Source organism: Flavobacterium esculini (assembly GCF_048284325.1).
In the GTDB taxonomy this organism is placed as follows: domain Bacteria; phylum Bacteroidota; class Bacteroidia; order Flavobacteriales; family Flavobacteriaceae; genus Flavobacterium.
Window position 1 is genome coordinate 77,580 of the sequence record NZ_JBLVPI010000007.1, and the last position, 25,644, is coordinate 103,223.

General features: G+C 34.2%; 23 protein-coding genes and 1 pseudogene. 21 read left to right on the top strand and 3 right to left on the bottom strand.

From position 1 onward, the window contains the following. Nucleotides 1-6 precede the first annotated feature (6 nt). The 7 genes from ykgO to carA all read left to right on the top strand — a co-directional run bounded on the left by ykgO (nucleotide 7) and on the right by carA (nucleotide 4,686). Entirely contained in the window at nucleotides 7-123 is a 117-nt protein-coding gene (ykgO, locus tag ACNQGG_RS08030; protein ID WP_008992256.1) for a type B 50S ribosomal protein L36, read from the top strand. Nucleotides 124-125: 2 nt separating this feature from the next. Next, a complete protein-coding gene (gene rpsM, locus ACNQGG_RS08035) occupies nucleotides 126-500 on the top strand; it encodes a 30S ribosomal protein S13 (protein ID WP_416842889.1) in 375 nt (124 codons plus the stop codon). Nucleotides 501-508: 8 nt separating this feature from the next. Continuing rightward, nucleotides 509-892, top strand: coding sequence for a 30S ribosomal protein S11 (gene rpsK, locus ACNQGG_RS08040; RefSeq protein ID WP_024981527.1), 384 nt, complete (start codon nucleotides 509-511; stop codon nucleotides 890-892). Between the two features lie 90 nt (nucleotides 893-982). Continuing rightward, nucleotides 983-1,588: a 30S ribosomal protein S4 gene (gene rpsD, locus ACNQGG_RS08045; RefSeq protein ID WP_416850248.1), complete on the top strand. Its 606-nt coding sequence runs from the start codon at nucleotides 983-985 to the stop codon at nucleotides 1,586-1,588. A 21-nt stretch (nucleotides 1,589-1,609) separates the two neighbouring features. Beyond that, on the top strand, nucleotides 1,610-2,602 hold the full coding sequence (locus ACNQGG_RS08050) for a DNA-directed RNA polymerase subunit alpha (RefSeq protein ID WP_039110214.1): 993 nt from the start codon (nucleotides 1,610-1,612) through the stop codon (nucleotides 2,600-2,602). 36 nt (nucleotides 2,603-2,638) lie between these two features. Beyond that, nucleotides 2,639-3,124, top strand: coding sequence for a 50S ribosomal protein L17 (gene rplQ, locus ACNQGG_RS08055; protein WP_417962834.1), 486 nt, complete (start codon nucleotides 2,639-2,641; stop codon nucleotides 3,122-3,124). 461 nt (nucleotides 3,125-3,585) lie between these two features. Then, nucleotides 3,586-4,686, top strand: coding sequence for a glutamine-hydrolyzing carbamoyl-phosphate synthase small subunit (gene carA / locus ACNQGG_RS08060; RefSeq protein ID WP_417962836.1), 1,101 nt, complete (start codon nucleotides 3,586-3,588; stop codon nucleotides 4,684-4,686). Between the two features lie 91 nt (nucleotides 4,687-4,777). Here carA and ACNQGG_RS08065 read toward each other — a convergent pair whose 3' ends face one another. Then, nucleotides 4,778-6,115 (bottom strand): erythromycin esterase family protein, encoded by a 1,338-nt coding sequence (locus ACNQGG_RS08065; protein ID WP_417962838.1) that lies wholly within the window; start codon nucleotides 6,113-6,115, stop codon nucleotides 4,778-4,780. Nucleotides 6,116-6,511: 396 nt separating this feature from the next. On the opposite strand from ACNQGG_RS08065, the gene eno reads away from it, so the two are divergent. The 4 genes from eno to ctlX all read left to right on the top strand — a co-directional run bounded on the left by eno (nucleotide 6,512) and on the right by ctlX (nucleotide 11,186). Beyond that, nucleotides 6,512-7,804 carry a phosphopyruvate hydratase gene (gene eno, locus ACNQGG_RS08070; protein ID WP_417962840.1) on the top strand — a complete coding sequence of 431 codons (1,293 nt, stop codon included), beginning with the start codon at nucleotides 6,512-6,514 and terminating at the stop codon, nucleotides 7,802-7,804. A gap of 158 nt (nucleotides 7,805-7,962) precedes the next feature. Next, nucleotides 7,963-9,246 (top strand): citrate synthase, encoded by a 1,284-nt coding sequence (locus tag ACNQGG_RS08075; RefSeq protein ID WP_417962842.1) that lies wholly within the window; start codon nucleotides 7,963-7,965, stop codon nucleotides 9,244-9,246. 65 nt (nucleotides 9,247-9,311) lie between these two features. Further along, complete coding sequence (locus tag ACNQGG_RS08080) at nucleotides 9,312-10,226, top strand: dimethylarginine dimethylaminohydrolase family protein (protein ID WP_417962844.1); 915 nt, start codon at nucleotides 9,312-9,314, stop codon at nucleotides 10,224-10,226. Between the two features lie 24 nt (nucleotides 10,227-10,250). After that, complete coding sequence (gene ctlX, locus ACNQGG_RS08085; protein WP_417962846.1) at nucleotides 10,251-11,186, top strand: citrulline utilization hydrolase CtlX; 936 nt, start codon at nucleotides 10,251-10,253, stop codon at nucleotides 11,184-11,186. Between the two features lie 40 nt (nucleotides 11,187-11,226). Here the strand turns inward: ctlX and ACNQGG_RS08090 are convergent, their stop codons facing one another. After that, nucleotides 11,227-11,856: a MarC family NAAT transporter gene (locus ACNQGG_RS08090; RefSeq protein ID WP_417962848.1), complete on the bottom strand. Its 630-nt coding sequence runs from the start codon at nucleotides 11,854-11,856 to the stop codon at nucleotides 11,227-11,229. Nucleotides 11,857-12,014: 158 nt separating this feature from the next. Here ACNQGG_RS08090 and ACNQGG_RS08095 point away from each other — a divergent pair, with 158 nt between their 5' ends. Then, the gene (locus ACNQGG_RS08095) at nucleotides 12,015-12,380 is read left to right on the top strand and encodes a CoA-binding protein (RefSeq protein WP_416857776.1); all 366 of its coding nucleotides are present in this window, start codon (nucleotides 12,015-12,017) and stop codon (nucleotides 12,378-12,380) included. 133 nt (nucleotides 12,381-12,513) lie between these two features. Here the strand turns inward: ACNQGG_RS08095 and ACNQGG_RS08100 are convergent, their stop codons facing one another. Continuing rightward, the gene (locus ACNQGG_RS08100) at nucleotides 12,514-14,022 is read right to left on the bottom strand and encodes a sodium:solute symporter (protein ID WP_417962850.1); all 1,509 of its coding nucleotides are present in this window, start codon (nucleotides 14,020-14,022) and stop codon (nucleotides 12,514-12,516) included. A gap of 130 nt (nucleotides 14,023-14,152) precedes the next feature. On the opposite strand from ACNQGG_RS08100, the gene recR reads away from it, so the two are divergent. The 9 genes and pseudogenes from recR to ACNQGG_RS08145 all read left to right on the top strand — a co-directional run bounded on the left by recR (nucleotide 14,153) and on the right by ACNQGG_RS08145 (nucleotide 25,063). Continuing rightward, complete coding sequence (gene recR, locus ACNQGG_RS08105) at nucleotides 14,153-14,773, top strand: recombination mediator RecR (RefSeq protein ID WP_417962852.1); 621 nt, start codon at nucleotides 14,153-14,155, stop codon at nucleotides 14,771-14,773. A 71-nt stretch (nucleotides 14,774-14,844) separates the two neighbouring features. Then, nucleotides 14,845-15,633: a polysaccharide biosynthesis/export family protein gene (locus ACNQGG_RS08110; RefSeq protein ID WP_417962854.1), complete on the top strand. Its 789-nt coding sequence runs from the start codon at nucleotides 14,845-14,847 to the stop codon at nucleotides 15,631-15,633. Between the two features lie 15 nt (nucleotides 15,634-15,648). Further along, nucleotides 15,649-18,117 (top strand): polysaccharide biosynthesis tyrosine autokinase, encoded by a 2,469-nt coding sequence (locus ACNQGG_RS08115; protein ID WP_417962856.1) that lies wholly within the window; start codon nucleotides 15,649-15,651, stop codon nucleotides 18,115-18,117. 24 nt (nucleotides 18,118-18,141) lie between these two features. Then, nucleotides 18,142-19,125, top strand: a complete 984-nt coding sequence (locus ACNQGG_RS08120; RefSeq protein WP_417962858.1) for an SDR family oxidoreductase — start codon at nucleotides 18,142-18,144, stop codon at nucleotides 19,123-19,125. 67 nt (nucleotides 19,126-19,192) lie between these two features. Further along, the gene (locus ACNQGG_RS08125) at nucleotides 19,193-20,584 is read left to right on the top strand and encodes a UDP-glucose 6-dehydrogenase (RefSeq protein ID WP_417962860.1); all 1,392 of its coding nucleotides are present in this window, start codon (nucleotides 19,193-19,195) and stop codon (nucleotides 20,582-20,584) included. A 312-nt stretch (nucleotides 20,585-20,896) separates the two neighbouring features. Beyond that, a complete protein-coding gene (locus tag ACNQGG_RS08130; RefSeq protein WP_417962862.1) occupies nucleotides 20,897-21,361 on the top strand; it encodes a UpxY family transcription antiterminator in 465 nt (154 codons plus the stop codon). A 399-nt stretch (nucleotides 21,362-21,760) separates the two neighbouring features. Continuing rightward, nucleotides 21,761-23,044, top strand: a complete 1,284-nt coding sequence (locus ACNQGG_RS08135) for a nucleotide sugar dehydrogenase (protein ID WP_417962864.1) — start codon at nucleotides 21,761-21,763, stop codon at nucleotides 23,042-23,044. A gap of 47 nt (nucleotides 23,045-23,091) precedes the next feature. Beyond that, entirely contained in the window at nucleotides 23,092-24,099 is a 1,008-nt protein-coding gene (locus ACNQGG_RS08140; protein WP_417962866.1) for a mannose-1-phosphate guanylyltransferase, read from the top strand. Nucleotides 24,100-24,105: 6 nt separating this feature from the next. Next, a pseudogene (locus tag ACNQGG_RS08145) lies at nucleotides 24,106-25,063 on the top strand (GDP-L-fucose synthase family protein). The last annotated feature ends 581 nt before the right edge of the window (nucleotides 25,064-25,644 follow it).

The following is a 25,644-nucleotide window of genomic DNA, read 5'->3' on the forward strand; positions in this document are numbered from 1 at the left end:
TTCAAAATGAAAGTTAGAGCTTCAGTAAAAAAGAGAAGTCCCGAGTGCAAAATTGTGCGAAGAAAAGGGAGATTGTACGTAATAAACAAAAAGAATCCTAGATTTAAACAAAGACAAGGATAATTATGGCAAGAATAGCAGGGGTAGATATCCCAAAAAATAAGAGAGGTGTTATAGCACTTACCTATATCTTCGGATTAGGAAGCAGTAGAGCTATTGAGATTTTAGCAAAAGCTCAAGTTAGCCAAGATAAAAAAGTTCAAGACTGGAATGATGATGAGATCGGAGCAATTCGTGAAGCAGTATCAACTTTCAAAATTGAAGGGGAATTACGTTCGGAAGTTTCTTTAAACATCAAACGTTTAATGGATATTGGATGTTATAGAGGTATCCGTCATAGAACTGGTCTTCCATTAAGAGGACAAAGAACTAAAAATAACTCTAGAACAAGAAAAGGTAAGAGAAAAACTGTTGCCAACAAGAAAAAAGCAACTAAATAATAAGTAATATGGCTAAAGCAACTGCAAAAAAACGTAAAGTTATCGTTGAATCAACGGGAGAAGCTCATATTTCTGCTACTTTTAACAATATCATCATTTCTTTGACTAACAAAAAAGGTGAAGTTATTTCTTGGTCTTCAGCTGGTAAAATGGGTTTTAGAGGTTCTAAAAAGAATACTCCATACGCAGCCCAAATGGCAGCAGAAGATTGTAGTAAAGTAGCTCTTGAAGCTGGACTTAAAAAAGTAAAAGTGTATGTTAAAGGACCAGGAAACGGACGTGAGTCTGCTATCCGTTCTTTACATAACGGTGGAATTGAAGTGACTGAGATTATCGATGTTACTCCAATGCCTCACAACGGATGTCGTCCTCCTAAAAGACGTAGAGTTTAATACTCAAAAAATAATAGTATAATCTAGATTGAATACCGATTATCGAAGGATAAGACCTGAATTCATAATCTCAATCTTAAACAATTTAAAATGGCAAGATATACTGGTCCTAGTACAAGAATCGCTCGTAAATTTGGTGAAGCGATTTTCGGAGACGATAAAGCTTTCGAAAAAAGAAATTATCCACCTGGTCAACACGGGATGGCTAAAAAAAGAGGAAAAAAATCTGAATATGCTGTCCAGTTAATGGAAAAGCAAAAAGCTAAATATTCTTACGGAATATTAGAAAAACAATTCAGAAACTTATTCGAAAAAGCATCAGCAACCAAAGGTGTTACTGGTGAAGTTCTTTTGCAATTGTGTGAAGCAAGATTAGATAACGTTGTTTTTAGAATGGGTATTGCTCCTTCTAGACGTGGTGCTCGTCAAATCGTTTCACACAGACATGTTACTGTAAACGGAGAAAATGTAAATATTCCTTCTTACCACTTGAAACCAGGTGATGTAGTAGGGGTTCGTGAAAAATCTAAATCTATAGAAGCTATCGAACGTTCTTTATCAAATTCAAGTCATGTTTATGAGTGGATTACGTGGAATAATGAAACTAAATCAGGTACATTTGTTACTGTTCCTGCAAGACTTCAAATTCCAGAAAACATCAAAGAACAATTAATCGTAGAGTTGTACAACAAATAATAATTGACTTAGTCGAAATTTATGGCAATATTTAATTTTCAGAAGCCCGATAAAGTTATCATGATCGATTCAACCGATTTTGAAGGTAAATTTGAATTCAGACCTTTAGAACCAGGATACGGATTGACCGTTGGTAATGCACTTAGAAGAGTTTTGCTTTCAGCATTAGAAGGTTATGCAATTACATCTGTTCGCATTGAAGGTGTAGATCATGAGTTTTCTACTATTTCAGGAGTTGTTGAGGACGTTACCGAAATTATTCTTAATCTTAAACAAGTACGTTTTAAACGTCAAATTGAAGATATAGATAATGAATCAGTTACTATTTCTGTTTCCGGTAAAGATCAATTGACAGCGGGTGATTTTCAAAAATTTATTTCAGGTTTCCAAGTTTTGAATCCAGAACTTGTTATCTGTAATTTAGACAGCAAAATCAAACTTAATTTCGATTTAACGATCGAAAAAGGTAGAGGATATGTTCCTGCTGAAGAGAACAAAAAACAGAATGCTGCAATTGGAACTATTTTTACAGATTCAATTTTTACTCCGGTAAAAAATGTAAAATATGCGATTGAAAACTTCCGTGTAGAGCAAAAAACAGATTATGAAAAATTAGTTTTTGAAATAAAAACTGACGGTTCAATCAATCCAAAAGATGCCCTTACTGAAGCTGCAAAAGTTTTAATTCACCATTTCATGTTATTCTCTGACGAAAGAATTACACTCGAGGCTGACGAAATTGCACAAACAGAATCATATGACGAAGAGTCATTGCATATGAGACAATTGCTTAAAACTAAGCTTGTTGATATGGATCTTTCTGTAAGAGCATTAAATTGTTTGAAAGCGGCTGAAGTTGATACACTTGGTGATTTAGTATCGTTCAATAAAAATGACCTAATGAAATTCCGTAATTTTGGTAAAAAATCTTTAACTGAACTTGATGAACTTGTGGCAGTTAAAAATTTAAACTTCGGTATGGATTTAGCAAAATACAAACTAGATAAAGAATAATCTAATCCGCCTTGGCGGATTAAATTTCATAAAGCAATGAGACACGGAAAAAAATTCAATCACTTAAGCAGACAGACTGCGCATAGAAAATCTATGTTAGCTAATATGGCTTGTTCTCTTATCGAGCACAAACGTATTAACACTACTGTTGCTAAAGCAAAAGCGCTTAAACAATTTGTTGAGCCTTTAATAACAAAATCAAAAGCGGATACTACTCACAATCGTCGTATCGTTTTTGGATACTTACGTAGCAAATATGCGGTAACTGACTTGTTCAGAGACGTGGCTGCTAAAGTAGGAGACCGTCCAGGTGGATACACTCGTATCATTAAAGTTGGAAATCGTTTAGGAGATAATGCTGATATGGCAATGATCGAATTAGTAGATTTCAATGAACTTTACAATGGTGGTAAAAAAGAAGTTAAAAAAGCAAAAAGCCGTCGTGGTGGAAAAGCTAAGAAAGATGAAGCTACTGAAGCTCCAGCTGCTGAAACTGAAACAACTACAGACACTGCTGAATAGTTATGAAAATAATCATTCAATAAGATTTAAGGATAAGCTAATATTAGTTTATCCTTTTTTTTTGTTTTTTTTTAATTTCAGATGCACAACATTAGATGCTTAAAGAACTTTTGACCTGTTTTTTGCTATATCTTTTTCTTGTAATTCTTCCTTCGCTTGAATAACAAAAAATGGATGTAGCTTCAAACGAAGTTCACTGATTCCTATGAAAATTGAGGCGAAGTGAAGTAATTAGGCTAATTAAGATTATTTTTTTTTTCGCAAGAAATTTCAAAAAAATGATGTTTAATTCAAAATTTGTTTTTCTTTAATCTTTGTGTGTTTGAATGTTTAAAATATAAATTTTAAAAACGTTGCATTCATTGCTTTAAAGAATTAAATTTGCACAATATTTAACTACACATGAAACGAGTTTTTTCGAGTTACATGAGGCTATTAAAAATAATAATAGAATTCAACGAATGAAATATACAACACGACAAAAAGCAATTCTTCTATTAAGTGACGGAACCATATTCCATGGTAAATCTATTGGAATCAGTGGAACTACTTTTGGGGAAGTTTGTTTTAACACAGGAATGACAGGTTACCAGGAAATATTTACTGACCCTTCTTATTTTGGTCAATTAATGGTAGCGACCAATGCACATATTGGAAATTATGGAGTAAACGATTCAGAAGTTGAGTCAAATAGTATTAAAATTTCAGGTTTAGTCTGTAAAAACTTTAGCTTTAATTATTCTCGAGTAGGAGCTTCAGGAAGTTTAGAAGACTATTTTATTAAACAAAACCTGATCTGTATCTCTGATGTAGATACACGTGCCCTGGTAAGTTACATACGTGACAATGGTGCTATGAATGCTGTAATTTGTACTGATGAAACACCAATTGAAGAACTAAAAATTGCATTGGCAAAGGTTCCAGATATGAAAGGGTTAGAATTAGCCTCTAAAGTGTCTACTACTGAACCTTATTTCTTTGGTGATGAAAATGCAACCTATAAAATTTCTGCTCTTGACCTAGGAATTAAAACTAATATCCTTCGTAATTTGGCCAAAAGAGATTGTTATATCAAAGTGTTTCCTTTTGATTCTTCTTACCAAGATTTAGCTGCGTTTAATCCAGATGGCTATTTTTTATCGAATGGACCTGGTGATCCGGAGCCTCTTTCTGGTGCTATTCAGGTAGCAAAAGAAATTCTTGAAAACGACAAACCATTATTCGGAATCTGTCTTGGACACCAAGTGATTGGTTTGGCAAACGGAATTTCAACTTATAAAATGTTTAACGGTCACAGAGGAATAAACCATCCCGTAAAAAACATCATTACCGGAAAAGGGGAAATCACTTCTCAAAACCATGGTTTTGCCGTAAATAAAGAAGAATTGGATAATCATCCTGATTTGGAAATTACACATCTTCACCTAAACGATGGAACTGTTGCCGGTATGCGAATGAAAAACAAAAATTGTTTCTCCGTTCAATACCATCCGGAAGCAAGTCCTGGACCACATGATTCCTCTTATTTATTCGATCAATTTATTGAAAATATAAAAGGCTAGAGTTTTAGTATGATTTATTAATGCTTAGGTTTTATAAAAAAAGGTTTGACTTTTAATTAAGTCAAACCTTTTTTTATGAAATAATGTAAACTTACATACCAAAAGGATATGTTTCAGGAATTTGGTTTCCATCTGGTTGAATATGTATCGGATGCAATGCGCTTGTTTCATCGAGAAAAATAAAGGCATCGTATCTTTCGGGTAAGATTGTGGGAACATAATTCCCGAATCTTTCCCGCTCTGGATTATAAACTACCCCAATGGCACGATGTTCTATATATGAAGAAAGGCATTTCTCGTCCTTTATTTCATTCATTAATAATAATTTATTTTTTCCATTACCTGCAAGATGAAAAGTATGCTCCCAACTTCCTACGACAGCATCAGGAACTTTTATTTTTCGCATGGAATCGCCCCATTCTCTTCCGGCAACCACACTTCCTTTGTAGGATCCAAATCCTACTGCAACAACTCCTTCGCTTAAATATTGCTCTCTTAATAATTGTGCTACATTTACCATTCCTTCAGAAGCCATTTCTGTAGCACGAGCATCGCCGATATGCGTGTTGTGTTCCCAAACTATTGTTTTCGCTTCCTTTCCATGGAATTTCATGAGGCGTTCTATAGTCGAGACCATGTGTTCATCACGAATATTCCATGAAGCTGGTCCTCTTTTTATCATAGCGCGATAATATTTTTCGGCATTACTGGCAATGAATGCATTTTGTTCGGTACTCAAAATATTTTCCGGATCATGATTGTAGTTCGGAACATTTTTTATTATTTCCGTCAGCAGGTGCAGGATTTCCTTTTCACATAATTCCGGTACGAATGAAGAGGCTCTGGCGTAAGTTTGGCCTTCGTCTTTGCCATAGGGCTCAAAGCATTTCATGGCTATTTTTGCAATTGCCAGTGCTTTTGGGTCATTTTTTTCTAAATATTGAATAATTGAATTCATAGACTCCCTGAAGCTGTACACATCTAAACCATAAAACCCTATTCTTTTATCAGCGGATAGGTCTTCGTTATAAACCTTGAGCCAATCTATGAATGCTGCAGTTTCCCAATTTGCCCACATCCATGTAGGCCATCTTTTAAATTCATCCATGACACCATGGATATCTTTCCCTGAATCTAAATATCCTTTTACATACCGATTCACACGATAGCAATCAGGCCAATCGCCTTCGACTCCTACAAAAGAAAACCCTTTTTCCTTTATTAGTCGTTGTGTAATTTTAGCTCTCCAGACATAATATTCATGTGTTCCATGTGAGGCTTCACCTAAAAGTACATATTTTGCATCTCCGATATAATCGATTAAAGGATCTAAATCTGCTATATTTTCCAAAGGAGAAGCAGTTTTCTTTAATAATGCTATAATTTCACTAGAATTATTTAAATTGTTATGGTTTTTTAAAGCTTCCATCTCGTTTTTATTTTTTTAAATTTATTGCTTGAATAGTAAAAAATTCCAATTAAAAAATATAAGAAATAAAATGTTTTTTTGATTCAAAAAATGAATGTAAAGTTAATTTATATTATTGATAATCAAGTAGTTTTGTTTTTATTTATTGTTTCTTATTTGTTTTTTTTGATTGAAATTGCCATCGCTAAGTTTTGGATATGCGGTGTAAACTTGTTTGTTTTTATTTTGTTGGAATTGTAAAAAATAACAAATAATGTAAAAATAAATTCTTAAAATAGCTTAAATGTTTTGTTTGTGAAAAAATTATAACGTTTTCGTTAATAACATTCATTATTTTCATTAAATGATTACAAAAGATAGAATATATTTGTATTTTAAAATTTAAATTTTAGTATTATGAGTATAATTATCAAAATTCACGCAAGACAAATTTTCGATTCAAGAGGTAATCCTACAATTGAGGTAGATGTAATTACAGACAATGGTGTTTTAGGAAGAGCTGCTGTGCCATCTGGAGCTTCAACTGGAGAGCATGAAGCAGTTGAATTACGTGATGGAGGAAAAGCATTTCTTGGAAAAGGAGTTTTGAATGCTGTGAAAAATGTTAATACGATTATTTCTGAAGAACTTGTTGGAGTTTCAGTTTTCGAACAAAATGTTATTGATCAAATGATGATCGATTTAGATGGTACTCCAAATAAATCTAACTTAGGAGCAAATGCAATTTTGGGGGTTTCTCTAGCTGTTGCAAAAGCTGCTGCTAATGAATTAGGTTTACCTTTATATAGATACGTAGGGGGTGTTTCTGCGAATACATTACCAGTTCCAATGATGAATATCATCAATGGTGGTTCTCATTCTGATGCGCCTATCGCGTTCCAAGAATTTATGATTTTCCCTGTGAAAGCAACATCTTTTTCACATGCAATGCAAATGGGAACAGAAATTTTTCACAGTTTGAAAAAAGTTTTACATGATAGAGGTCTTTCAACTGCAGTTGGCGATGAAGGTGGTTTTGCACCAAATCTTCCTGGAGGAACTGAAGATGCTTTGGATACCATCAAAAAAGCTGTTGAAACTGCAGGATATACTTTTGGAGATGAAATCATGATCGCTTTAGATTGTGCTGCAGCTGAGTTTTATGTAAATGGAAAATACGATTATACTAAATTTGAAGGCGAAACAGGGAAGATTAGATCTTCTGCTGAGCAAGTAGATTATTTAGCGGAATTAGTGGCTAATTATCCAATCATTTCTATCGAAGACGGTATGGATGAAAATGACTGGGACGGATGGAAATTGCTTACGGAAAGAATTGGAGATAAAGTACAATTAGTTGGAGATGATTTATTCGTTACCAATGTGACGCGTTTGGCTACAGGTATTGAAAAAGGAATCGCTAATTCAATCCTTGTAAAAGTAAACCAAATTGGAACTTTAACTGAAACTATTGCAGCAGTTAACATGGCTAAAAATGCAGGGTATACTTCAGTAATGTCACACCGTTCAGGAGAGACAGAAGATAATACAATTGCAGATTTAGCAGTAGCTTTGAATTGTGGTCAAATTAAAACAGGTTCAGCTTCTCGTTCAGATCGTATGGCTAAATACAACCAACTATTAAGAATTGAGGAAGAACTAGGAAATACAGCTTATTTTCCGGGTAAAAATGCTTTCAAAATAAAATAATTTCAGAATAATTTTTTTAAAAAAAGCCATTCACCTAAAGTGAGTGGCTTTTTTTTGACAGTTTTAACAATTTCATTGTGTTATTCATTTTTTAATTACTTTGAAATTCCCTAGATTTGGTAAATTATTATTTTAAAAGTTTTATTTCCAATTATATTATGTCAAAAACAGCAACATTAGAAATAGATGGCAAAAAATTTGAACTTCCTATCATTGTAGGGACTGAAAATGAGGTTGCTATCGATATTAACAAATTACGTGATTTGTCGGGTGCGATTACTATTGATCCGGGTTACAAAAATTCAGGTTCTTGTAAAAGTGAAATTACTTTCCTTGATGGAGAACTTGGGATTTTGCGTTACAGGGGTTATTCAATAGAAGATTTAGCTGAAAAGGCAGATTTTTTAGAAGTTTCTTATCTTTTAATTTTTGGGGAATTGCCAACTAAAGTTCAGTTAGAGCAATTTGAAAATGATATTAGAAAATATACTTTGGTCAACGAGGAAATGAAAAATATCATTGACGGTTTTCCAAAAACAGCTCACCCAATGGGTGTTTTAGCTGCTTTGACAAGTGCTTTGACAGCATTTAATCCAAAGTCAGTAAATGTTGAAAATGAAAAAGAGATGTATGAAGCAGTTTGCAAAACCATGGGTAAATTCTTGGTGATTGCAACTTGGACGTATAGAAAAAGTATGGGTTATCCTTTAAATTATTACGATAATACAAAGGGATATGTAGAGAATTTCATGCGTTTAATGTTTGAATTGCCAACAGAACCTTACAAAGCAAATCCAGTTGTGAGTGATGCATTAGACAGATTGTTTATTCTTCACGCGGATCATGAGCAAAATTGTTCTACATCAACCGTTAGAATGGTAGGTTCTTCTCATGCGGGATTATTTGCTTCAATATCTGCAGGAGTTTCTGCACTTTGGGGGCCTTTACATGGTGGAGCGAATCAAGCAGTACTTGAAATGCTGGAAGAAATTTACAAAAATGGTGGTGACGCTGATAAATATATAGCTAAAGCAAAAGACAAAAATGATCCTTTCCGTTTGATGGGATTTGGTCACAGAGTCTATAAAAATTTCGATCCAAGAGCAAAAATTATTAAAAAAGCAGCTAATGAAGTTTTGTCAACTTTAGGAGTGGAAGACCCAATTCTGGCTATCGCTAAGAAACTGGAGGAATCGGCTTTAGAAGATGAATATTTCAAATCACGAAACTTATATCCAAATGTAGATTTCTATTCTGGAATTATTTACAGAGCATTAGGAATTCCTACAGATATGTTTACGGTAATGTTCGCCATAGGCCGCTTGCCGGGTTGGATTGCACAATGGAAAGAAATGCGTGAAAATAAAGAACCTATTGGAAGGCCAAGACAAATATATACTGGTAGTCCTTTGAGAGACTTTGTGTCATCTGATAAAAGATAAATTTCAATTCAAAAAAGCTTCACTAATTTGTGAAGCTTTTTTTATATTTGCCAAAAGCGAAATACATGCTAGCGTTAAATATAAAGAATGAAACTTCAAGATTGAGAGCCGTAGTTTTAGGTTCGGCAATTGATAATGGGCCAACACCAAAGGCAGAAGAAGCGTATGATCCAAAATCATTAGAACATATTTTAGCGGGCACTTATCCAAAAGAATCGGACATGGTTGCTGAAATGGAGGCTTTTAATAAAGTACTTCAGAAATATGATGTGACAGTTTTTCGACCAGAAATGATTGCCAGTTACAATCAGATATTTACCAGAGACATTGGTTTTGTCATTGATGATATTTTTGTCAAATCTAATATTTTGCCAGAAAGGGAAAGAGAGTTAGATGCAATCCAATACATCATTGAGCAAATAGATTCCCAAAAAGTGGTCCGCCCTCCGGAAGAAGTACATATTGAAGGCGGAGATGTAATTTTGTGGAATGATTGCATATTTGTTGGAACATATAAAGGGAGTGACTACAAAGACTATATTACCGCAAGAACGAATGTGCAAGGAGTCCAATATATCAAAGATTTGTTTCCAAATAAAATTGTTAAGGGATTTGATTTGGTAAAATCAAAAATCGAAGCCCGAGATAATGCGTTGCATTTGGACTGTTGTTTTCAACCGGTTGGAAAAGATAAAGGAATTATATATAAAAGAGGATTCCGGGAAGAAGCGGATTATCTGTTTCTTGTGAATCTTTTTGGAAAAGAAAATTTGTTTCACATTACAAGAGACGAAATGTATCATATGAATTCTAATGTTTTTTCTATAGATACAAATGTTATAGTTTCCGAAAAAAACTTTACAAGATTAAATAATTGGTTGCGTGCCAATGGTTTTGTAGTTGAAGAAATTCCATATGCAGAAATTGCAAAACAAGAAGGACTATTGCGATGTTCTACTTTGCCTTTAATTAGAGATTAATTTTTTGACGAAAAAAATAAAAATATGAAACAGACAACAAACTCCATATTGATGATTCGCCCGGTTGCGTTTCGAATGAATGAACAAACGGCAGTAAATAATTATTACCAAAAAGTATTGGATGGGCTTTTACCTGCTACGGTAAATGCCAAAGCGCAGCAGGAATTTGATGCCTTTGTGGAGAAATTAAGGGCTGTAGGGGTTGATGTTACTGTTGTTGACGACACTACAAATCCAGACACTCCGGATAGTATTTTTCCAAACAATTGGGTTTCTTTTCACGAGAATGGGGATGTCGCATTATATCCTATGTTTGCTGAAAATCGTCGTGAGGAACGCCGCGAAGATATTTTAGATATTCTAGAAGACAAGGGTTTTGTAATTAATAATATAATGGATTACACTTCGGCTGAGGAAGATGGTTTTTTCTTGGAAGGAACAGGGAGCATCGTGCTGGATAGAACGAATAGCAAAGCGTATTGCGCTTTATCTCCCAGAGCCGATGAAGAATTATTTATCGAATTCTGTGAAGATTTTGATTATGCACCGGTAATTTTTGAAGCTTTTCAAACCATTGATTCAGAGCGAAAATTGATTTACCACACCAATGTAATGATGTGCGTGGGAGAAACTTTAGCGGTGATTTGTTCCGATTGTATCGATGATAAAAAAGAACGCAAAATGGTTTTGGACAACTTTAAAGAAAACGGAAAAGAAATCATTTTGATTACCGAAGCCCAGATGAACAGTTTTGCAGGAAACATGCTTGAAGTTCGTGGAGAAAATGATAAAAGATATTTGGTTATGAGTGCAGCGGCACATCAAAGTTTAACACCGAAACAGATTGAACAACTGGAAAAACACGCTGAGATTTTAAGTTCCAATTTAGATACTATCGAAGCCTGTGGCGGTGGAAGTGCAAGATGTATGATGGCAGAGATTTTCTTACCTAGAAATTAATTTAAAATCTGGCAGAGTACTCCGCTTTGTCAGATTTATTTTAGGTTAAGTTTCCTTTAATAATATTGATAATTGCACTTACAATATATTGAATCCCAATTGCAATTACGATAAAACCAATGATTCTCGAAATTGCAACAATCCCTGAGGCTCCAAGTATTTTTGCTAAATAATGAGCACTTCTAAGGATTATAAAAATAGCGACAGCTATGGCAAGAATGGCTAAGGAGGATATAATAATATCGCCTGTTGAGTTGTGTTCCTGATAAAATGCAATAAGTAATGAAATAGATCCAGGACCCGCAAGCATTGGAATTGCTAGAGGGGTCAAGGCAATATCATTTCTTTTTTGAGCGTCCGTTTCTATCTTTTTGTTAATCCCCCTTTTTTTATTGATTTTACCTGAAAGCAGTGAAAATCCTGAACTTACAATGATTAGTCCCCCTGCAATTCGCAGCGCATCAATGCTAATTCCAAAAAAAAGCAAAACATATTGACCGATAAAAAAGGAGATTATCAGGATGGCAAAAACATTTATTGCTGTCCATAAGGAAATTCTGGATCGTTCTTGCTTGGTGTCATCTTGCGTAAGTCCAACAAATATTGGAACAGTACCAATAGGGTTTAATACTGAAAAAAGAGCAACGAACAAGTAGATGAAAAGATCCATAATTTTCTAATTTAATGACACAAAAATACTCTTTTTTTTGTGCTATGAAAGTCGTAAATGTTAGGATATTGTTTTAATTGCTTTTGTAACTAAACCTAATAATTCATAAACTCATGGCTCTTTTTGATTACTTTTGCAAAATATAATTACAGAAAATGATAAAAAATAAAAAAACGTTGGTTCTTGGAGCTTCAACAAAACCGGCCAGATATTCCTTTTTAGCAATTGAGAAATTGGTTGATAAAGGGCATTCCGTTCTTGCGATTGGTCAAAATGCGGGTGAAGTAGCAGGGATAAAAATCCAGACTAAGGCTATTCCTTTAAAAAACATCGATACGGTTACACTTTATCTGAATCCTTTGCGTCAGCGTGATTACTACAATTATATCGTTGAGGCACAACCAAAACGTGTTATTTTCAATCCAGGTACTGAGAATCCAGAGTTCTATCAATTGTTGAAATTAAATGATATCAAAGTCGAGATAGCATGTACGTTAGTTATGTTGGCAACAAATCAATATTAGTTTTTAGAGCTATTTACTGCTTTAGTTCGCTTCGCTCGTGTTCAGCTGTTCGCTATATCTTTGCCGCCCTGAACTTGTTTCAGGATCTTGAAACAAGTTCAGGGCGGCAAAGGATGCCACATAGGTGCTAAAACTAAAATCGCGTTGTAGAAGTGGCGTTCTTGCTAATCAATAACAATCCCACAAAAGTGATTAGTCCGTTTACGATAATCAGTTCATTGTCGAAAACGTATCCAAAAAATAATGTTTTCGAATTTTCGCTAATAAGGAAAGTTACAGCAGGTGACATGAAACAAATTATTGGAACAAATTTGTCTTTAACAGTCTTTGATTTTGCAAACAATCCAAAACAGTACAATCCCAAAAGTGGGCCATACGTATAGGAAGCCACCCTAAAAATCATTCCCACAACGGAACTGTCATTGATTGCATTAAAGAAAATAATTACCAGAAACATCAAAAATGAAAAGACAATATGAACAAAATGTCTGGTTCGTACTATGTTTGGTTTCTTTAGATTTTCGGCTTTATCCATTCCAAGAAAATCAACACAAAACGAAGTTGTAAGTGCTGTTAAGGCTGAATCGGTTGTGGCAAATGTAGCCGCTGTCAGTCCCAACAAGAAAATAACGGAGGGAATCAATGTCAAATGATGGAAAGCAATTTCGGGGAAAAGCAAATCGGTTCTTGGTTTTCCCGTGACTAAATCGGTTGGTACTTCAATTCCGTTTTTAGTGGCATAAATATAAAGTAAAGCACCTACGCTAAGGAAAAATATATTGATACCTACAAATATCCCCGTAAAAGTGAACATGTTTTTTTGTGCTTCACCAATGTTCTTGCAACTCAGGTTTTTCTGCATTAGATCCTGATCCAAACCTACCATCGCGATGGTTACGAAAATTCCACCCAGAATTTGTTTCACAAAATGGAACTTACTTGACACAAAATCCTCAAAGAAAAATACTTTAGAATAATTGCTGTTTTTTACTGCTTCAAAAGCCTCAAAAACATTTAAATTCAAACTTCTGCAAATAAAGAAAATGGTTAAAAATACAGAAGAAACTAAGAAAAAGGTTTGTAAAGTATCAGTGATTATAATCGTTTTTAAACCGCCACGATACGTATACGCAAATATCAAAGCCAGTGAAATCATAACTGTAACGGCAAAAGGAATTCCATAAAAATCAAAAACATAGCGTTGTAAAACAATTACAACAAGATACAATCTAAAGGAAGAGCCTATCGTTCGACTTATCAGGAAAATTGTTGCGGCAGTTTTATAGGAATAAATTCCTAGTCGATGTTCTATATAACTATAAATCGAAGTTAAATTCATTCGATAATACAACGGCAACAGCACTTTTGCAATAATAACAAAACCAATGGCATTACCTAGCACAAACTGGAAGTACTTGAATTGTTCTCCGCTTGGTGCCCCAACTTCTCCCGGTACCGAAATAAAAGTCACCCCGGAAAGAGCCGTTCCAATCATTCCAAAGGCAACTAAATACCATTTTGAATTTTTATTGGCTTTAAAAAAAGCATCATTTCCACTGTCTTTTTTACTTACAGTATGAGAGATGTAAAATAAAATTCCAAAATAAACGATTATAAGTAAGAGAATGGTGCTGGGAGTCATTTGTTGAATTTAAAGTGACCAAAATACGATTTTTTGTTTAATTGTTTTAGCCAATTAACCGCTTAACTGTTTTTATTCGATTAAACATTTAGCCGATTAAACCATTAAACAAATTGCTACATTTGCATTTATGGAATTTTCTTCGAAATTAATAGAAAAAGCAGTTAACGAAATGTCTCAGTTGCCGGGAATTGGTAAACGAACGGCGCTGCGATTGGTCTTGCATTTATTGAAACAACCTAAAGAGCAAACGAGTTTTTTGTCACAGGCTTTGGTCGCTATGCGGGAAGATATTAAGTATTGCAATAGTTGTCATAATATCTCGGATAGTGTACTGTGTGAAATTTGTGCTAATAAAAACAGAAATCATCAAATCATTTGCATTGTAGAAGATATTCGCGATGTAATGGCTATTGAGAATACAGGTCAATTTAGAGGAATTTATCATGTTCTTGGAGGTAAAATTTCGCCTATTGACGGTGTTGGGCCCAGTCAGTTGAATATTACGACATTAGTCGAAAAAGTGAAATCAGGAAGTGTAAACGAAATCATTTTTGCTTTAAGCTCCACGATGGAAGGTGATACCACTAATTTTTATATCTACAAACAAATAGCCGATTGTGAAATAATTATATCCACAATTGCGAGAGGGATTTCCGTGGGTGATGAACTGGAATATGCTGATGAAGTTACCTTGGGAAGAAGTATATTGCAAAGAGTCCCTTTTGAAAAGTCTTTTAAAAGTAATTAATCTATTTAATGAATCGTTACACTTTTTAAATCGTAAATGAAAAGCTATATTTGTCGTTAAAAATATTGAAAATGAGTAAATCCGGAGTCTATTTATTGCTAATTATTAGTGTGTTGTTTTCTTCTTGTATTCCAACTCAAGATTTAATTTATCTTCAAAAAAAGAGTAATTCACAAGACGATACTTCTATTTCGGCAGTGGAATCAAAGCCTTACAGATTACAAACTAATGATGTTTTGAGTATTACCATAAAAGCAATTGATCCAAAATTAGTAGCTATTTTTAGTCCTTCAAATGAAGGAACCGTTGGAAAATCAGAGTCAGGATTGTATTTTGATGGATTTACGGTTGATGATCATGGAAATATTAGAGTTCCAGTTTTAGAAGAATTAAATGTGATTGGGTATACTTTGGATGAAATAAGAATTAGAATTGAAAAACAACTGTTAGCGGAATATTTCAATAAAGAGGCCAATATTTTTGTGACTGTAAAATTAGCGGGTTTCCGATATACTATAAATGGGGAAATTGGAGGTCCAGGCACAAAAACATTATTTCAAGAGCATGTAACTATCATGGAAGCTATCGCAAATGCTGGAGATATTACCATTACGGGAAATAGAAAAGCGGTTACAATCATGAGAAAAACACCAACGGGGGTTCAAATGCAGGATTTAGACCTTACTGATATAAACGTGATGAAATCGCCATATTATTATTTACAACCTAATGATTATATTTACATAAAGCCACTTAAGCAGAAAACTTGGGGAACCGGAAAAACCGGAATTGAATCATTGGGTACAATTATTACACTTTTATCATTGGCTACAACTACCTTTTTACTATTAAAAAATTAAAACAGCGTTCAAAAAATGTTAGATATAAAAGATTTTTCGATTTTTGAAAACCAAGTTAGTTTTGACTTCAAGGGATTCTTAATAAAAATCGGAAGTTATTGGAAATGGTTTCTGCTGAGTCTATTAATCACTTTCACAATTGCCTATCAAGTTAATATTCGTAAACAAAAAATTTACGGTATGGAAACGCTTATTGCGGTAAAGGAAGAAAGTAATCCTCTTTTTACGTCTAATACTAGTTTGGTTTTTAATTGGGGAGGAACTTCAGATCAGGTTCAAACTATTTCGACTACGTTACAATCCAGATCTCATAATGAGTTGGTTGTAGACAAACTGCAATACTATATTAATTACTTAGTTCAGGGTAAATACAATCTTGAAGACGCCTACGGAGCTGTTCCTTTTTATGTGAATATTGATAAGTCAAAAGGTCAACTGGCAGGAAATCTGATAGGAATTAAATTTTTAAGTGAAAATGTATATGAAATCCGAATTCCTTTTGAAAATCAAAATGTGTCATTAATAACCTACACTACTAACTTCTATAGTAATACAGCTGTTGAAACGGGTGATTTTGTAAAAAGATATAAGGTGGGTGAGCAAGTGTCATTGCCTTTTTTAAATTGGAAATTACAAATAAAAGACAATCCCGGTTTTTATAAAGGGAATGAATATTTTGTACAGTTTAATGATTTTGATGGAACAGTATCTTCTTACAAAGGGATAAACGTTAAATCAGATGATAAAGGCGGTTCGATAATTACTTTGGGAATGCAAGGGACTAATAAAGCGAGAATGGTTGAATATTTAAATTCGACTGTTAAAATGCTTATAAAAAGACAATTAGATAGTAAAAATCAATTCGCGACGAATACAATTGCTTTTATTGATAGTACATTGGTTGCGATGGAATCCCAATTAAAAGAAACAGGAAATGAGCTGAAATCCTTTAGAAAAGATAAAAATATCTATGATATAGAAGAGGGTGGAGCTAAGTTTTCGGATAAGATTTTGGAATTTGATGTCAAGAAAGACGAAGTCAACCGAAAAATGGCCTATTATAATTCGCTAAAAGCATATTTGAAAAATAGCGTAAACTACGCTAAACTGCCAGCGCCATCAGTAGCTGGGATTGAAGATCCTAATGTTGTAGTTAATGTTTCAAAATTGATTGCATTGTCTACTCAAAGATCTGAAATGGCTTATGCGGTAAAAAGCGATAAAATATTCAAGGATTTTGACAATCAAATGGAAGCTGTTAAAAATGTATTGTTAGAAAACATTGCAACAGCCAAAGCCGCATTGCAATATGATTTGGCAATAGTAAGCAGTAAAATTAACGAAACGGAAAGTACTATAAAACAACTTCCTGAAGATCAACAAGAGCTAATCAAGATTAAAAGGAAATATGATTTAAGCGATAATATTTACAGTACTTTTCTTCAAAAAAGGAGCGAAGCTGATATTGTTAAAGCAGCAAATTTGTCGGATATTCATTTTATAGATCCTGCAAAAGATGTTGGAGGAGGTCTTATCGGTCCAAAAACATCTGTAAATTATGTACTGGCATTATTTCTGGGAGTTCTATTTCCGTTACTTTTTGTATTTGCAATTTTCTTTATCAATAATTCGATTCAAAATACCGAGGATATTAGTAAATTGACTCAAATTCCTTTGATAGGTGTTGTTGGGATGAGTAAAGAGAATACTAATCTAGCAGTTTTTGATAAACCTAAATCTGCTTTATCCGAATCCTTTCGGGCTATTCGCTCTTCGCTTCAGTTTTTATACAAACAGCAAAATTTAGACGGAGCCAAGACACTCATGATAACATCATCAGTAAGTGGTGAAGGGAAAACATTTTGTTCTATAAATATTGCTACAGTATTTGCACTTAGTGAGAAAAAAACAGTAGTTATTGGTCTTGATTTAAGAAAACCCAAATTATTTGCTGAATTTAATTTATCCAACGAAGTTGGGATTGTAAATTATCTGATTAAGCAAAAAACAGTTGATGAAATCATCAATCATACTCATGTTCCCTATCTTGACGTTATTCTCTCAGGGCCAGTTCCGCCAAATCCGGCTGAGATGATTATGAGTGAAGGAATGAAAGAATTGATTGAAGAGTTAAAGAAAAAATACGACTATATTATATTGGATACACCTCCGGTTGGTTTGGTATCCGATGCTTTGGAATTAGCACAATATTGCGACGTTACGTTGTATATAGTAAGGCAGAATTTCACAAAAAAAGAAATGATTACGTTGTTAAACAACCGAGTAAAACGTGGAGAGTTAAATAATACGAGTATTATTTTGAATGGTTTTGAAAATAAAGCTAAATACGGTGCGGGTTATGGTTACGGGTATGGTTACGGATATGGATATGGGACTTATTCAAATGGATATCATGATGAGGATAAACCAAAAAATATTTTTGAAACCGTAGCGGGTAAATTTCGTAAAAAACTAACCAAGTAATTGATTTTTCTAAATTGAGATAAGATGATCGAAGAAACAAAAAGTACGATATTAATTACTGGAGGAGCAGGATTTATAGGCTCTAATCTTTGTGAATATTTTTTGTCAAAAGGACACGAAGTTGTTTGCTTTGATAATTTTGCTACAGGATACAGGCATAATTTAAAAGACTTTATTAATAATGTTAATTTTCGTTTAATCGAAGGGGATATTCGGAATGCAACTGATTGTCAAAATGCGGTAAAAGGAGTGGATTATGTACTGCATCAGGCGGCTTTAGGGTCTGTGCCGCGTTCTCTGATTGATCCGGTTACTACTAACGATGTTAATGTTTCCGGTTTTTTAAATATGCTTGTTGCTTCCCGTGATGCTAAGGTAAAACGATTTATATATGCGGCAAGTTCCTCCACTTATGGAGATTCTGTTGGATTGCCAAAAGTTGAAGAGGTGATTGGTAAACCGCTCTCCCCTTATGCAATAACAAAGTATGTAAACGAATTGTATGCGGAAATTTTTAGCAGAACGTATGGACTCGAAACTATAGGTTTGCGCTATTTTAATGTTTTTGGAAGAAAGCAAGATCCTAATGGGGCTTATGCGGCGGTTATTCCAAAATTTGTAATGCAATTAATGCAATTGGAAAGTCCAAAAATAAATGGTGACGGAAACTATTCTCGCGATTTCACCTATATTGACAATGTGATTCAAATGAACGAGTTGGCAATGTTAACAAAAAATCCTGAAGCGGTAAACACGGTTTATAATACTGCTTATGGCGATCGAAATACGTTGAATAATCTGGTTGATTATTTGAAGGAATTTTTATCTAAATATGATGAGAGGATCGCCACTGTAGCAGTAGAATATGGACCCAGCAGAGCGGGAGATATTCCCCATTCTTTGGCAAGTATTGATAAGGCTAAAATAGTATTAGGTTATGATCCACACTATTCTATGCAAGAAGGATTGAAAGAAGCAGTTGAATGGTATTGGGATAATCTTAAATAAAAATCCTTTTTTTAGAAATAAGGGGGATAATTAAATAAAGTATATTTGCAAATTGAAAATTATAAAAATGAAAATTACAAAAATTTGTTGCATAGGGGCCGGTTATGTTGGAGGTCCTACCATGGCGGTTATCGCTCAAAAATGCCCACATATACAAGTTACCGTTGTTGATTTAAATGAAGAACGGATAGCAGCTTGGAACGATGAAAATACAAACAATATTCCCATTTATGAGCCTGGATTAGATAAAATTGTTGGTGAATCCAGAGGCAGAAATCTATTTTTCTCGACTGAAGTGGATAAAGCAATAGACGAAGCCCAGCTTATTTTTATATCAGTAAATACGCCTACAAAAACCTATGGAAAAGGGAAAGGGATGGCTGCTGACTTGAAATACATTGAGTTGTGCGCCAGACAAATTGCCAGAGTAGCCAAAGACAATAAAATAGTGGTTGAAAAATCAACACTTCCGGTACGAACAGCTGAAGCAATTAAAAGTATTCTGGATAATACCGGTAATGGGGTGCAGTTTCAAATTCTTTCTAACCCTGAGTTTTTGGCAGAAGGAACTGCTGTTCAGGATTTATTGAATCCAGATCGAATTTTAATTGGAGGGGATCCTTCAGAAGAAGGACAAAAAGCGATACAGGCACTTGTTGACGTGTATTCCAATTGGGTTTCTGCGGATAAACTATTGACCACTAATCTATGGTCTTCAGAATTATCTAAACTGACCGCTAATGCATTTTTAGCACAGCGAATTTCTTCGATTAATGCGATGTCAGAGCTTTGTGAAAAAACAGGGGCTGATGTAAATGAGGTAGCCAAAGCCATAGGAATGGACAGCAGAATAGGATCGAAATTCCTGAAAGCATCGGTTGGATTTGGGGGTTCTTGTTTTCAAAAAGACATATTGAATTTGGTTTACATTGCAAAATCGTATGGGTTGAACGAAGTGGCCGATTATTGGGAACAAGTAATCATAATGAATGATCATCAAAAGAGACGTTTCTCTAATAATATCATTCAAACACTTTACAATACGGTTTCTGATAAAAAAATCACCTTCCTGGGTTGGGCTTTCAAAAAGGATACGAATGACACCAGAGAATCAGCAGCCATTTATGTTGCTGATGATTTGATCAATGAGCATGCGAAAATTGCGGTATATGATCCTAAAGTATCCAGAAAGAAAGTGCTGGCTGATTTAGATTACTTAGAAACAAGAGCGACTTCAACTAATGCAAACCATGTACTTTCATTTGAGAGCCCTTATGAAGCATGCGAAGCTGCTCATGCAATAGCAGTTCTTACAGAGTGGGATGAATTTGTCCAGTATGACTGGCAAAAAATTTATGACTCCATGCAAAAACCAGCTTTTGTATTTGATGGAAGAAACATACTTAATGGTCCGGCTTTAGAAGCGATTGGGTTTATTTATCAAGGGATAGGCTCCTAAGTTAAGGGTGCCTTTTTAGTGTAATAATCTGTTGGATGTAATTAGTTTTAGATGATGTTTTTTCGTCAGTTCGAGAGATTTTCAATAGAAAATCGTATCGAGGATAGGAAAAATTTCATTAAAAATTCGAATATTTTTTGTTCCGTTTTACTGCGCAAAAAATACTCGAATTGACGTTTTTAATAATTACACCTCAATGGATTATAATAATTGATTTAAGAAGCTATAGGTACATTATTGTTTCTTATAAACAGTACTTAGAAAATACAAATAAATAAAGGGTCATATTTTTATTTCAATACAAAAAGGAAGATGAATTGGTATGTAGTATATACAAAGCCTAAATGGGAGAAGAAAGTAGCGGAGCAATTAAAAAAAAGCGGAATTGAATGCTATTGTCCTTTGATTACTGTAGTACGTCAATGGTCTGATCGAAAAAAAAAGGTAGAAGTACCTCTTTTTAATTCCTATGTTTTTGTTCAATTAGCAGACTCTGACAGAAATTTAGTGTTTCTGTCAACAGGTGTAGTGCGGTATTTGTTTTGGTTAGGCAAACCTGCGATTGTGAGAGATGAAGAAATTAGCATTATTAAAAGAGGGCTGGATGGGCCCGATAGTTGTGAAGTTTCGGTAGTTTCATTTCAAGTAGGCGATACCATAGAATTAGAATCAGGTCCTTTTTCAACTCAAAAGGCAATTGTACAAGAGGTAAATAACACTCATTATGTTCTTGTTTTGGAATCATTAGGATGTGTTTTAAAAATGAAATTTAAATAAATTATACTTGGGGTGTTCCTAAATTCGTTGCAATGAATTAATTAAGGAACCTGTTTTTTTTTTATACAAAGCAGTATTTGTAGTTGGTTTTACAAATGCTGCTTTTTAAGTAAAAATGATTTAATTGTATCAATTTTTTACAGCAAGTAATGCTGTTTTAAATGGCGTTAATTTATTTTACGTTTAGGGTTTGTTTAGTATCTGATTTACAGCGCGTTAATTTTAATGTTATGCAAATGTAATAATTATGTAACATTGATCTTTTAAAATGCAATAAAAATACTGATCTATATGTCTATATTTGCACACAAAATTATCCCGATTTCAGCTCATTTATGTGAGTTTGAAATGCGAAGCCGTGAATTATAATTAACATAAGTTAATTAAAATTGTTTAAAAATGAGTTCAACTATAAAAATAGCAGTGATTGGTTTGGGTTATGTAGGTTTGCCGCTAGCACGCTTATTTGCCACCAAACATGCTGTTGTAGGATTTGATATCAATCTATCTCGAGTGGCTTCGTTGCAATCAGGAACGGACACTACATTTGAAGTAGAAGATGCCATATTACAAAAAGTATTGCTTGAAAAGCCCAGCGATGCTATTGGATTATATTGTACTACAGTTTTAGTTGATATAGCGGATTGTAATTATTACATCGTAACGGTTCCAACGCCTGTTGATAAAAACAATCGTCCTGATTTAACGCCTTTATATAAGTCCAGTGAGGCTGTTGGAAGCGTTTTGAAAAAAGGGGATATTGTCATTTATGAATCTACAGTCTACCCAGGTGTTACTGAAGAGGAATGTGTACCTGTATTAGAAAGGGTTTCCGGATTAAAGTTCAATGTTGATTTTTTTGCGGGTTATTCACCAGAAAGAATAAATCCCGGAGATAAAGAACATACCGTAGAGAAAATTTTAAAAATCACTTCGGGTTCCACTCCCGAAATTGGACAGCAAGTAGATCAGTTATACCAGTCGGTTATAACTGCAGGTACTCACTTAGCACCTTCCATAAAAGTTGCTGAAGCCGCCAAAGTAATTGAAAACTCCCAACGTGATATTAATATTGCATTTGTAAATGAATTGGCTAAAATATTCAATTTGATGAATATTGATACCAATGCCGTTTTAGAAGCGGCAAGAACCAAATGGAATTTTTTGCCTTTTAAGCCTGGATTGGTTGGAGGGCACTGTATAGGGGTAGATCCGTATTATTTAGCACAACGTGCTCAAGAATTTGGATACCATCCTGAGATTATTTTAGCAGGACGACGATTGAACGACAGTATGGGAGATTATGTGGCTTCCCAAGTGGTAAAGTTGATGATTAAAAAAGGGATTTCAGTTAATGGAGCTACGCTGCTGATGCTGGGGATCACTTTCAAAGAAAACTGTCCCGATGTTCGCAATACTAAAATTGTAGATGTCATCGCAGCCTTAACGGATTATGGAATTACAGTGACCATATATGATCCTTTGGCTAACCCAACAGCGGTCAAACAAGAATACGATTTAATAACCACAACTGCAGTACCGAACCAAAAATTTGATGCGGTAGTTTTAGGAGTGGCGCATCATCAATTTCTGACCATCGATATTTCTAAATTGCAAAATGACATCAGTTTGTTGTATGATGTAAAAGGAATTTTGGGAGATTCCGTTGATGGAAGATTATAAATAGTATCAATCAAAAAGCCTATATAGCAGAGATTTAAACGTAAAGCATGGAAAATAAACCTTCAATTACACATGTAATTCTTACTGGCGGAGTAGGTAGCCGATTATGGCCGCTCTCCCGAAAAAGCCAACCCAAACAATACCTTGATTTATTTGATGGTAAGTCGTTGTTTGAGATGACTGTCGAACGCAATCGTAATGTAGCTAATAAAATTATGATAGTAGGTAATATTGATAATTGTCATCTCAGTAGAAAAGTGATGGAAAAGTCCAATATTTCCTATGTAGATATCATTGAATCAACTCCCAGAAATACTGCTGCTGCAATCGCTTTTGCTGCTTTTGCTTCCAATCCGGATGATATTTTAATTGTAACACCTTCTGATCATATCATTGATGAAATAGAGAATTATGAAGTAGCAATTAATGAAGCTATAGCCAAGGCTTCAAAAGGATATCTTGTGACTTTTGGGATTGTCCCTACTAAGCCTGAAATAGGCTACGGCTATATTGAACGCAAAGGGGATGATGTGATTTCTTTCAGAGAAAAGCCCAATCAAGTTACTGCTAAGGATTTTATTGCCAAAGGAAATTTTCTTTGGAACAGTGGTATGTTTTGTTTTAAAGCGGGAGTGTTTCTGGAAGAACTACAATCCTTTAAACCGGAAGTATATGAAAAATCAAAAATTGCTTGGGATAGTAATATTGATGGTACTTTAAATTTAGAATTATCTCTCGAAATACCTTCCATCAGTATTGATTATGCAGTTATGGAAAGAAGTAAAAAAATAAAAGTAGTACCCTCGAAATTCATTTGGTCTGATTTGGGTTCTTTTGAATCAGTTTATGATTATCTGGTTTCCACAGGGCATCCTGTCGATAAAAACGGGAATATGGTTATTGGCACGAACAATTATACTGCTTTTGTTGGTTTGAAAAACACCATTTTCGTTTATACGGATACCGCTAATTTAATTTTGCATAAAGATAGTTCACAGGATGTCAAGAATATATATAACGAGTTGGAGCAACAAAATCCAGATTTGTTGAATTAAAAAGGCATGAATAAAGATACTAAAATTTATATAGCAGGGCACAATGGTATGGTAGATAGTGCTATCTGGAGAACCTTGTCTACTAATGGATATGCTAATTTATTGGGAGCTTCAAGTCGTGAATTAGATTTGGGAAACCAACAAGCTGTTAAGGATTTCATAGCTATTGAAAATCCGGGGGTTATTATTGATGCTGCTACACGAGTAGGAGGAATATTGGCTAAAATAATTATCCGTATCAATTTATTATGGAGAACATGTAATCCAGAATAATTTAATCGATTCTGCACTGCAATCCGGTGTAGAGAAGTTTTCTTGGAAGTTCTTGTATTTATCCTAAACTAGCGCTCAACCCTTGAAAGAAGAGTATCTGCTTACAGGTGTTTAGAACCCACTAATGAATGGTACGCTATTGTAAAAATTACCGGAGTGAAAGCCTGTGAAGCAATCAGAAAGCAATTTGGAAAGGACTATGTTAGTCTTATGCCAACCAATTTGTACGGTACGCATGATAATTTCGATTTAAATACCTCACATGTTTTACCGGCGATGATGCGAAAATTTCATGAGGCTAAGGAGAACAATAATGCTCCCATTACCCTTTGGGGAAGTGGAACTCCTATGAGAAGAATTTCACTTTGTAGAGATGATATGGCCCAAGGGTTGTTTTTGCTTTAGAAAACAAATTACCCGACTACTTATATAATGTAGGCACAGGGGAAGATTTAACCATAAAGTGTTTGGCTGAAACAATTCTAAAAATTGCAGGACATAAAGGAGATATCATTTGGGACACTACTAATGGGACACTACTAAGCCAGATGGTACTCCAAGAAAAGTAATGGATATATCCAAAATACACAGTTTAGGATGGAAACATAAGGTGAATCTTGAAGAAGGGATTCAAAAAACGTATGATTGGTTTTTGGAGAATATAGATGCCTTTAAGGAAGTTAAGATGTAGTTTTTATTCAATCGTTAAGTTTTTTTAACTGCTTGATTGATATTAAATCAATTTCCCGATTTAACTTTTTAACAAAGAATCGTATTTATCCTATCATCTGCACACAAGTTTAAAATAGGTGACAGATAAAACAGATTGAAAATTTTTACATGAATTTTATGATGTTATAAAAAATTAGGAATAAAATTCCGTGTAAATATTTTTTTCCATACGGGAGGGAATTATTAGCCTTCTACTTCCTGAATTGTATGGTAAAGGACAAGAAATGGGACAATCAGAAACAACGCTTTCTTAGCCTTGTTTCGCCTTATGCTGTAGCAAATTTCGATATTTTGGGTTGTGGTAAATTGCAACAGAAAATACTTATTTAATGAAAATATTGCAAGCATTTGAAGAGGTTAATGAATTTCAAAAAAATAGTTTTGTTTACTAAATTAATTAATCGATTTCAAGAGAAACTCGAAGAGAAATAATAGTAATGTGGAGAATTTCGTTTAAGTGAAATTTAGATGATATGCGTGAAATATTTTCTTTAACAGTAATTAAAATATTACAGAATTTGGTAGAAAGGTACAGCATAT

Excerpts from the sequence above, each read along its gene's own strand:
- ykgO (WP_008992256.1), top strand. The coding sequence starts at position 7 with ATGAAAGTTAGAGCTTCAGTAAAAAAGAGAAGTCCCGAGTGCAAAATT.
- rpsM (WP_416842889.1), top strand. The coding sequence starts at position 126 with ATGGCAAGAATAGCAGGGGTAGATATCCCAAAAAATAAGAGAGGTGTT.
- rpsK (WP_024981527.1), top strand. The coding sequence starts at position 509 with ATGGCTAAAGCAACTGCAAAAAAACGTAAAGTTATCGTTGAATCAACG.
- rpsD (WP_416850248.1), top strand. The coding sequence starts at position 983 with ATGGCAAGATATACTGGTCCTAGTACAAGAATCGCTCGTAAATTTGGT.
- ACNQGG_RS08050 (WP_039110214.1), top strand. The coding sequence starts at position 1,610 with ATGGCAATATTTAATTTTCAGAAGCCCGATAAAGTTATCATGATCGAT.
- rplQ (WP_417962834.1), top strand. The coding sequence starts at position 2,639 with ATGAGACACGGAAAAAAATTCAATCACTTAAGCAGACAGACTGCGCAT.
- carA (WP_417962836.1), top strand. The coding sequence starts at position 3,586 with ATGAAATATACAACACGACAAAAAGCAATTCTTCTATTAAGTGACGGA.
- ACNQGG_RS08065 (WP_417962838.1), bottom strand. The coding sequence starts at position 6,115 with ATGGAAGCTTTAAAAAACCATAACAATTTAAATAATTCTAGTGAAATT.
- eno (WP_417962840.1), top strand. The coding sequence starts at position 6,512 with ATGAGTATAATTATCAAAATTCACGCAAGACAAATTTTCGATTCAAGA.
- ACNQGG_RS08075 (WP_417962842.1), top strand. The coding sequence starts at position 7,963 with ATGTCAAAAACAGCAACATTAGAAATAGATGGCAAAAAATTTGAACTT.
- ACNQGG_RS08080 (WP_417962844.1), top strand. The coding sequence starts at position 9,312 with ATGCTAGCGTTAAATATAAAGAATGAAACTTCAAGATTGAGAGCCGTA.
- ctlX (WP_417962846.1), top strand. The coding sequence starts at position 10,251 with ATGAAACAGACAACAAACTCCATATTGATGATTCGCCCGGTTGCGTTT.
- ACNQGG_RS08090 (WP_417962848.1), bottom strand. The coding sequence starts at position 11,856 with ATGGATCTTTTCATCTACTTGTTCGTTGCTCTTTTTTCAGTATTAAAC.
- ACNQGG_RS08100 (WP_417962850.1), bottom strand. The coding sequence starts at position 14,022 with ATGACTCCCAGCACCATTCTCTTACTTATAATCGTTTATTTTGGAATT.
- recR (WP_417962852.1), top strand. The coding sequence starts at position 14,153 with ATGGAATTTTCTTCGAAATTAATAGAAAAAGCAGTTAACGAAATGTCT.
- ACNQGG_RS08110 (WP_417962854.1), top strand. The coding sequence starts at position 14,845 with ATGAGTAAATCCGGAGTCTATTTATTGCTAATTATTAGTGTGTTGTTT.
- ACNQGG_RS08115 (WP_417962856.1), top strand. The coding sequence starts at position 15,649 with ATGTTAGATATAAAAGATTTTTCGATTTTTGAAAACCAAGTTAGTTTT.
- ACNQGG_RS08120 (WP_417962858.1), top strand. The coding sequence starts at position 18,142 with ATGATCGAAGAAACAAAAAGTACGATATTAATTACTGGAGGAGCAGGA.
- ACNQGG_RS08125 (WP_417962860.1), top strand. The coding sequence starts at position 19,193 with ATGAAAATTACAAAAATTTGTTGCATAGGGGCCGGTTATGTTGGAGGT.
- ACNQGG_RS08130 (WP_417962862.1), top strand. The coding sequence starts at position 20,897 with ATGAATTGGTATGTAGTATATACAAAGCCTAAATGGGAGAAGAAAGTA.
- ACNQGG_RS08135 (WP_417962864.1), top strand. The coding sequence starts at position 21,761 with ATGAGTTCAACTATAAAAATAGCAGTGATTGGTTTGGGTTATGTAGGT.
- ACNQGG_RS08140 (WP_417962866.1), top strand. The coding sequence starts at position 23,092 with ATGGAAAATAAACCTTCAATTACACATGTAATTCTTACTGGCGGAGTA.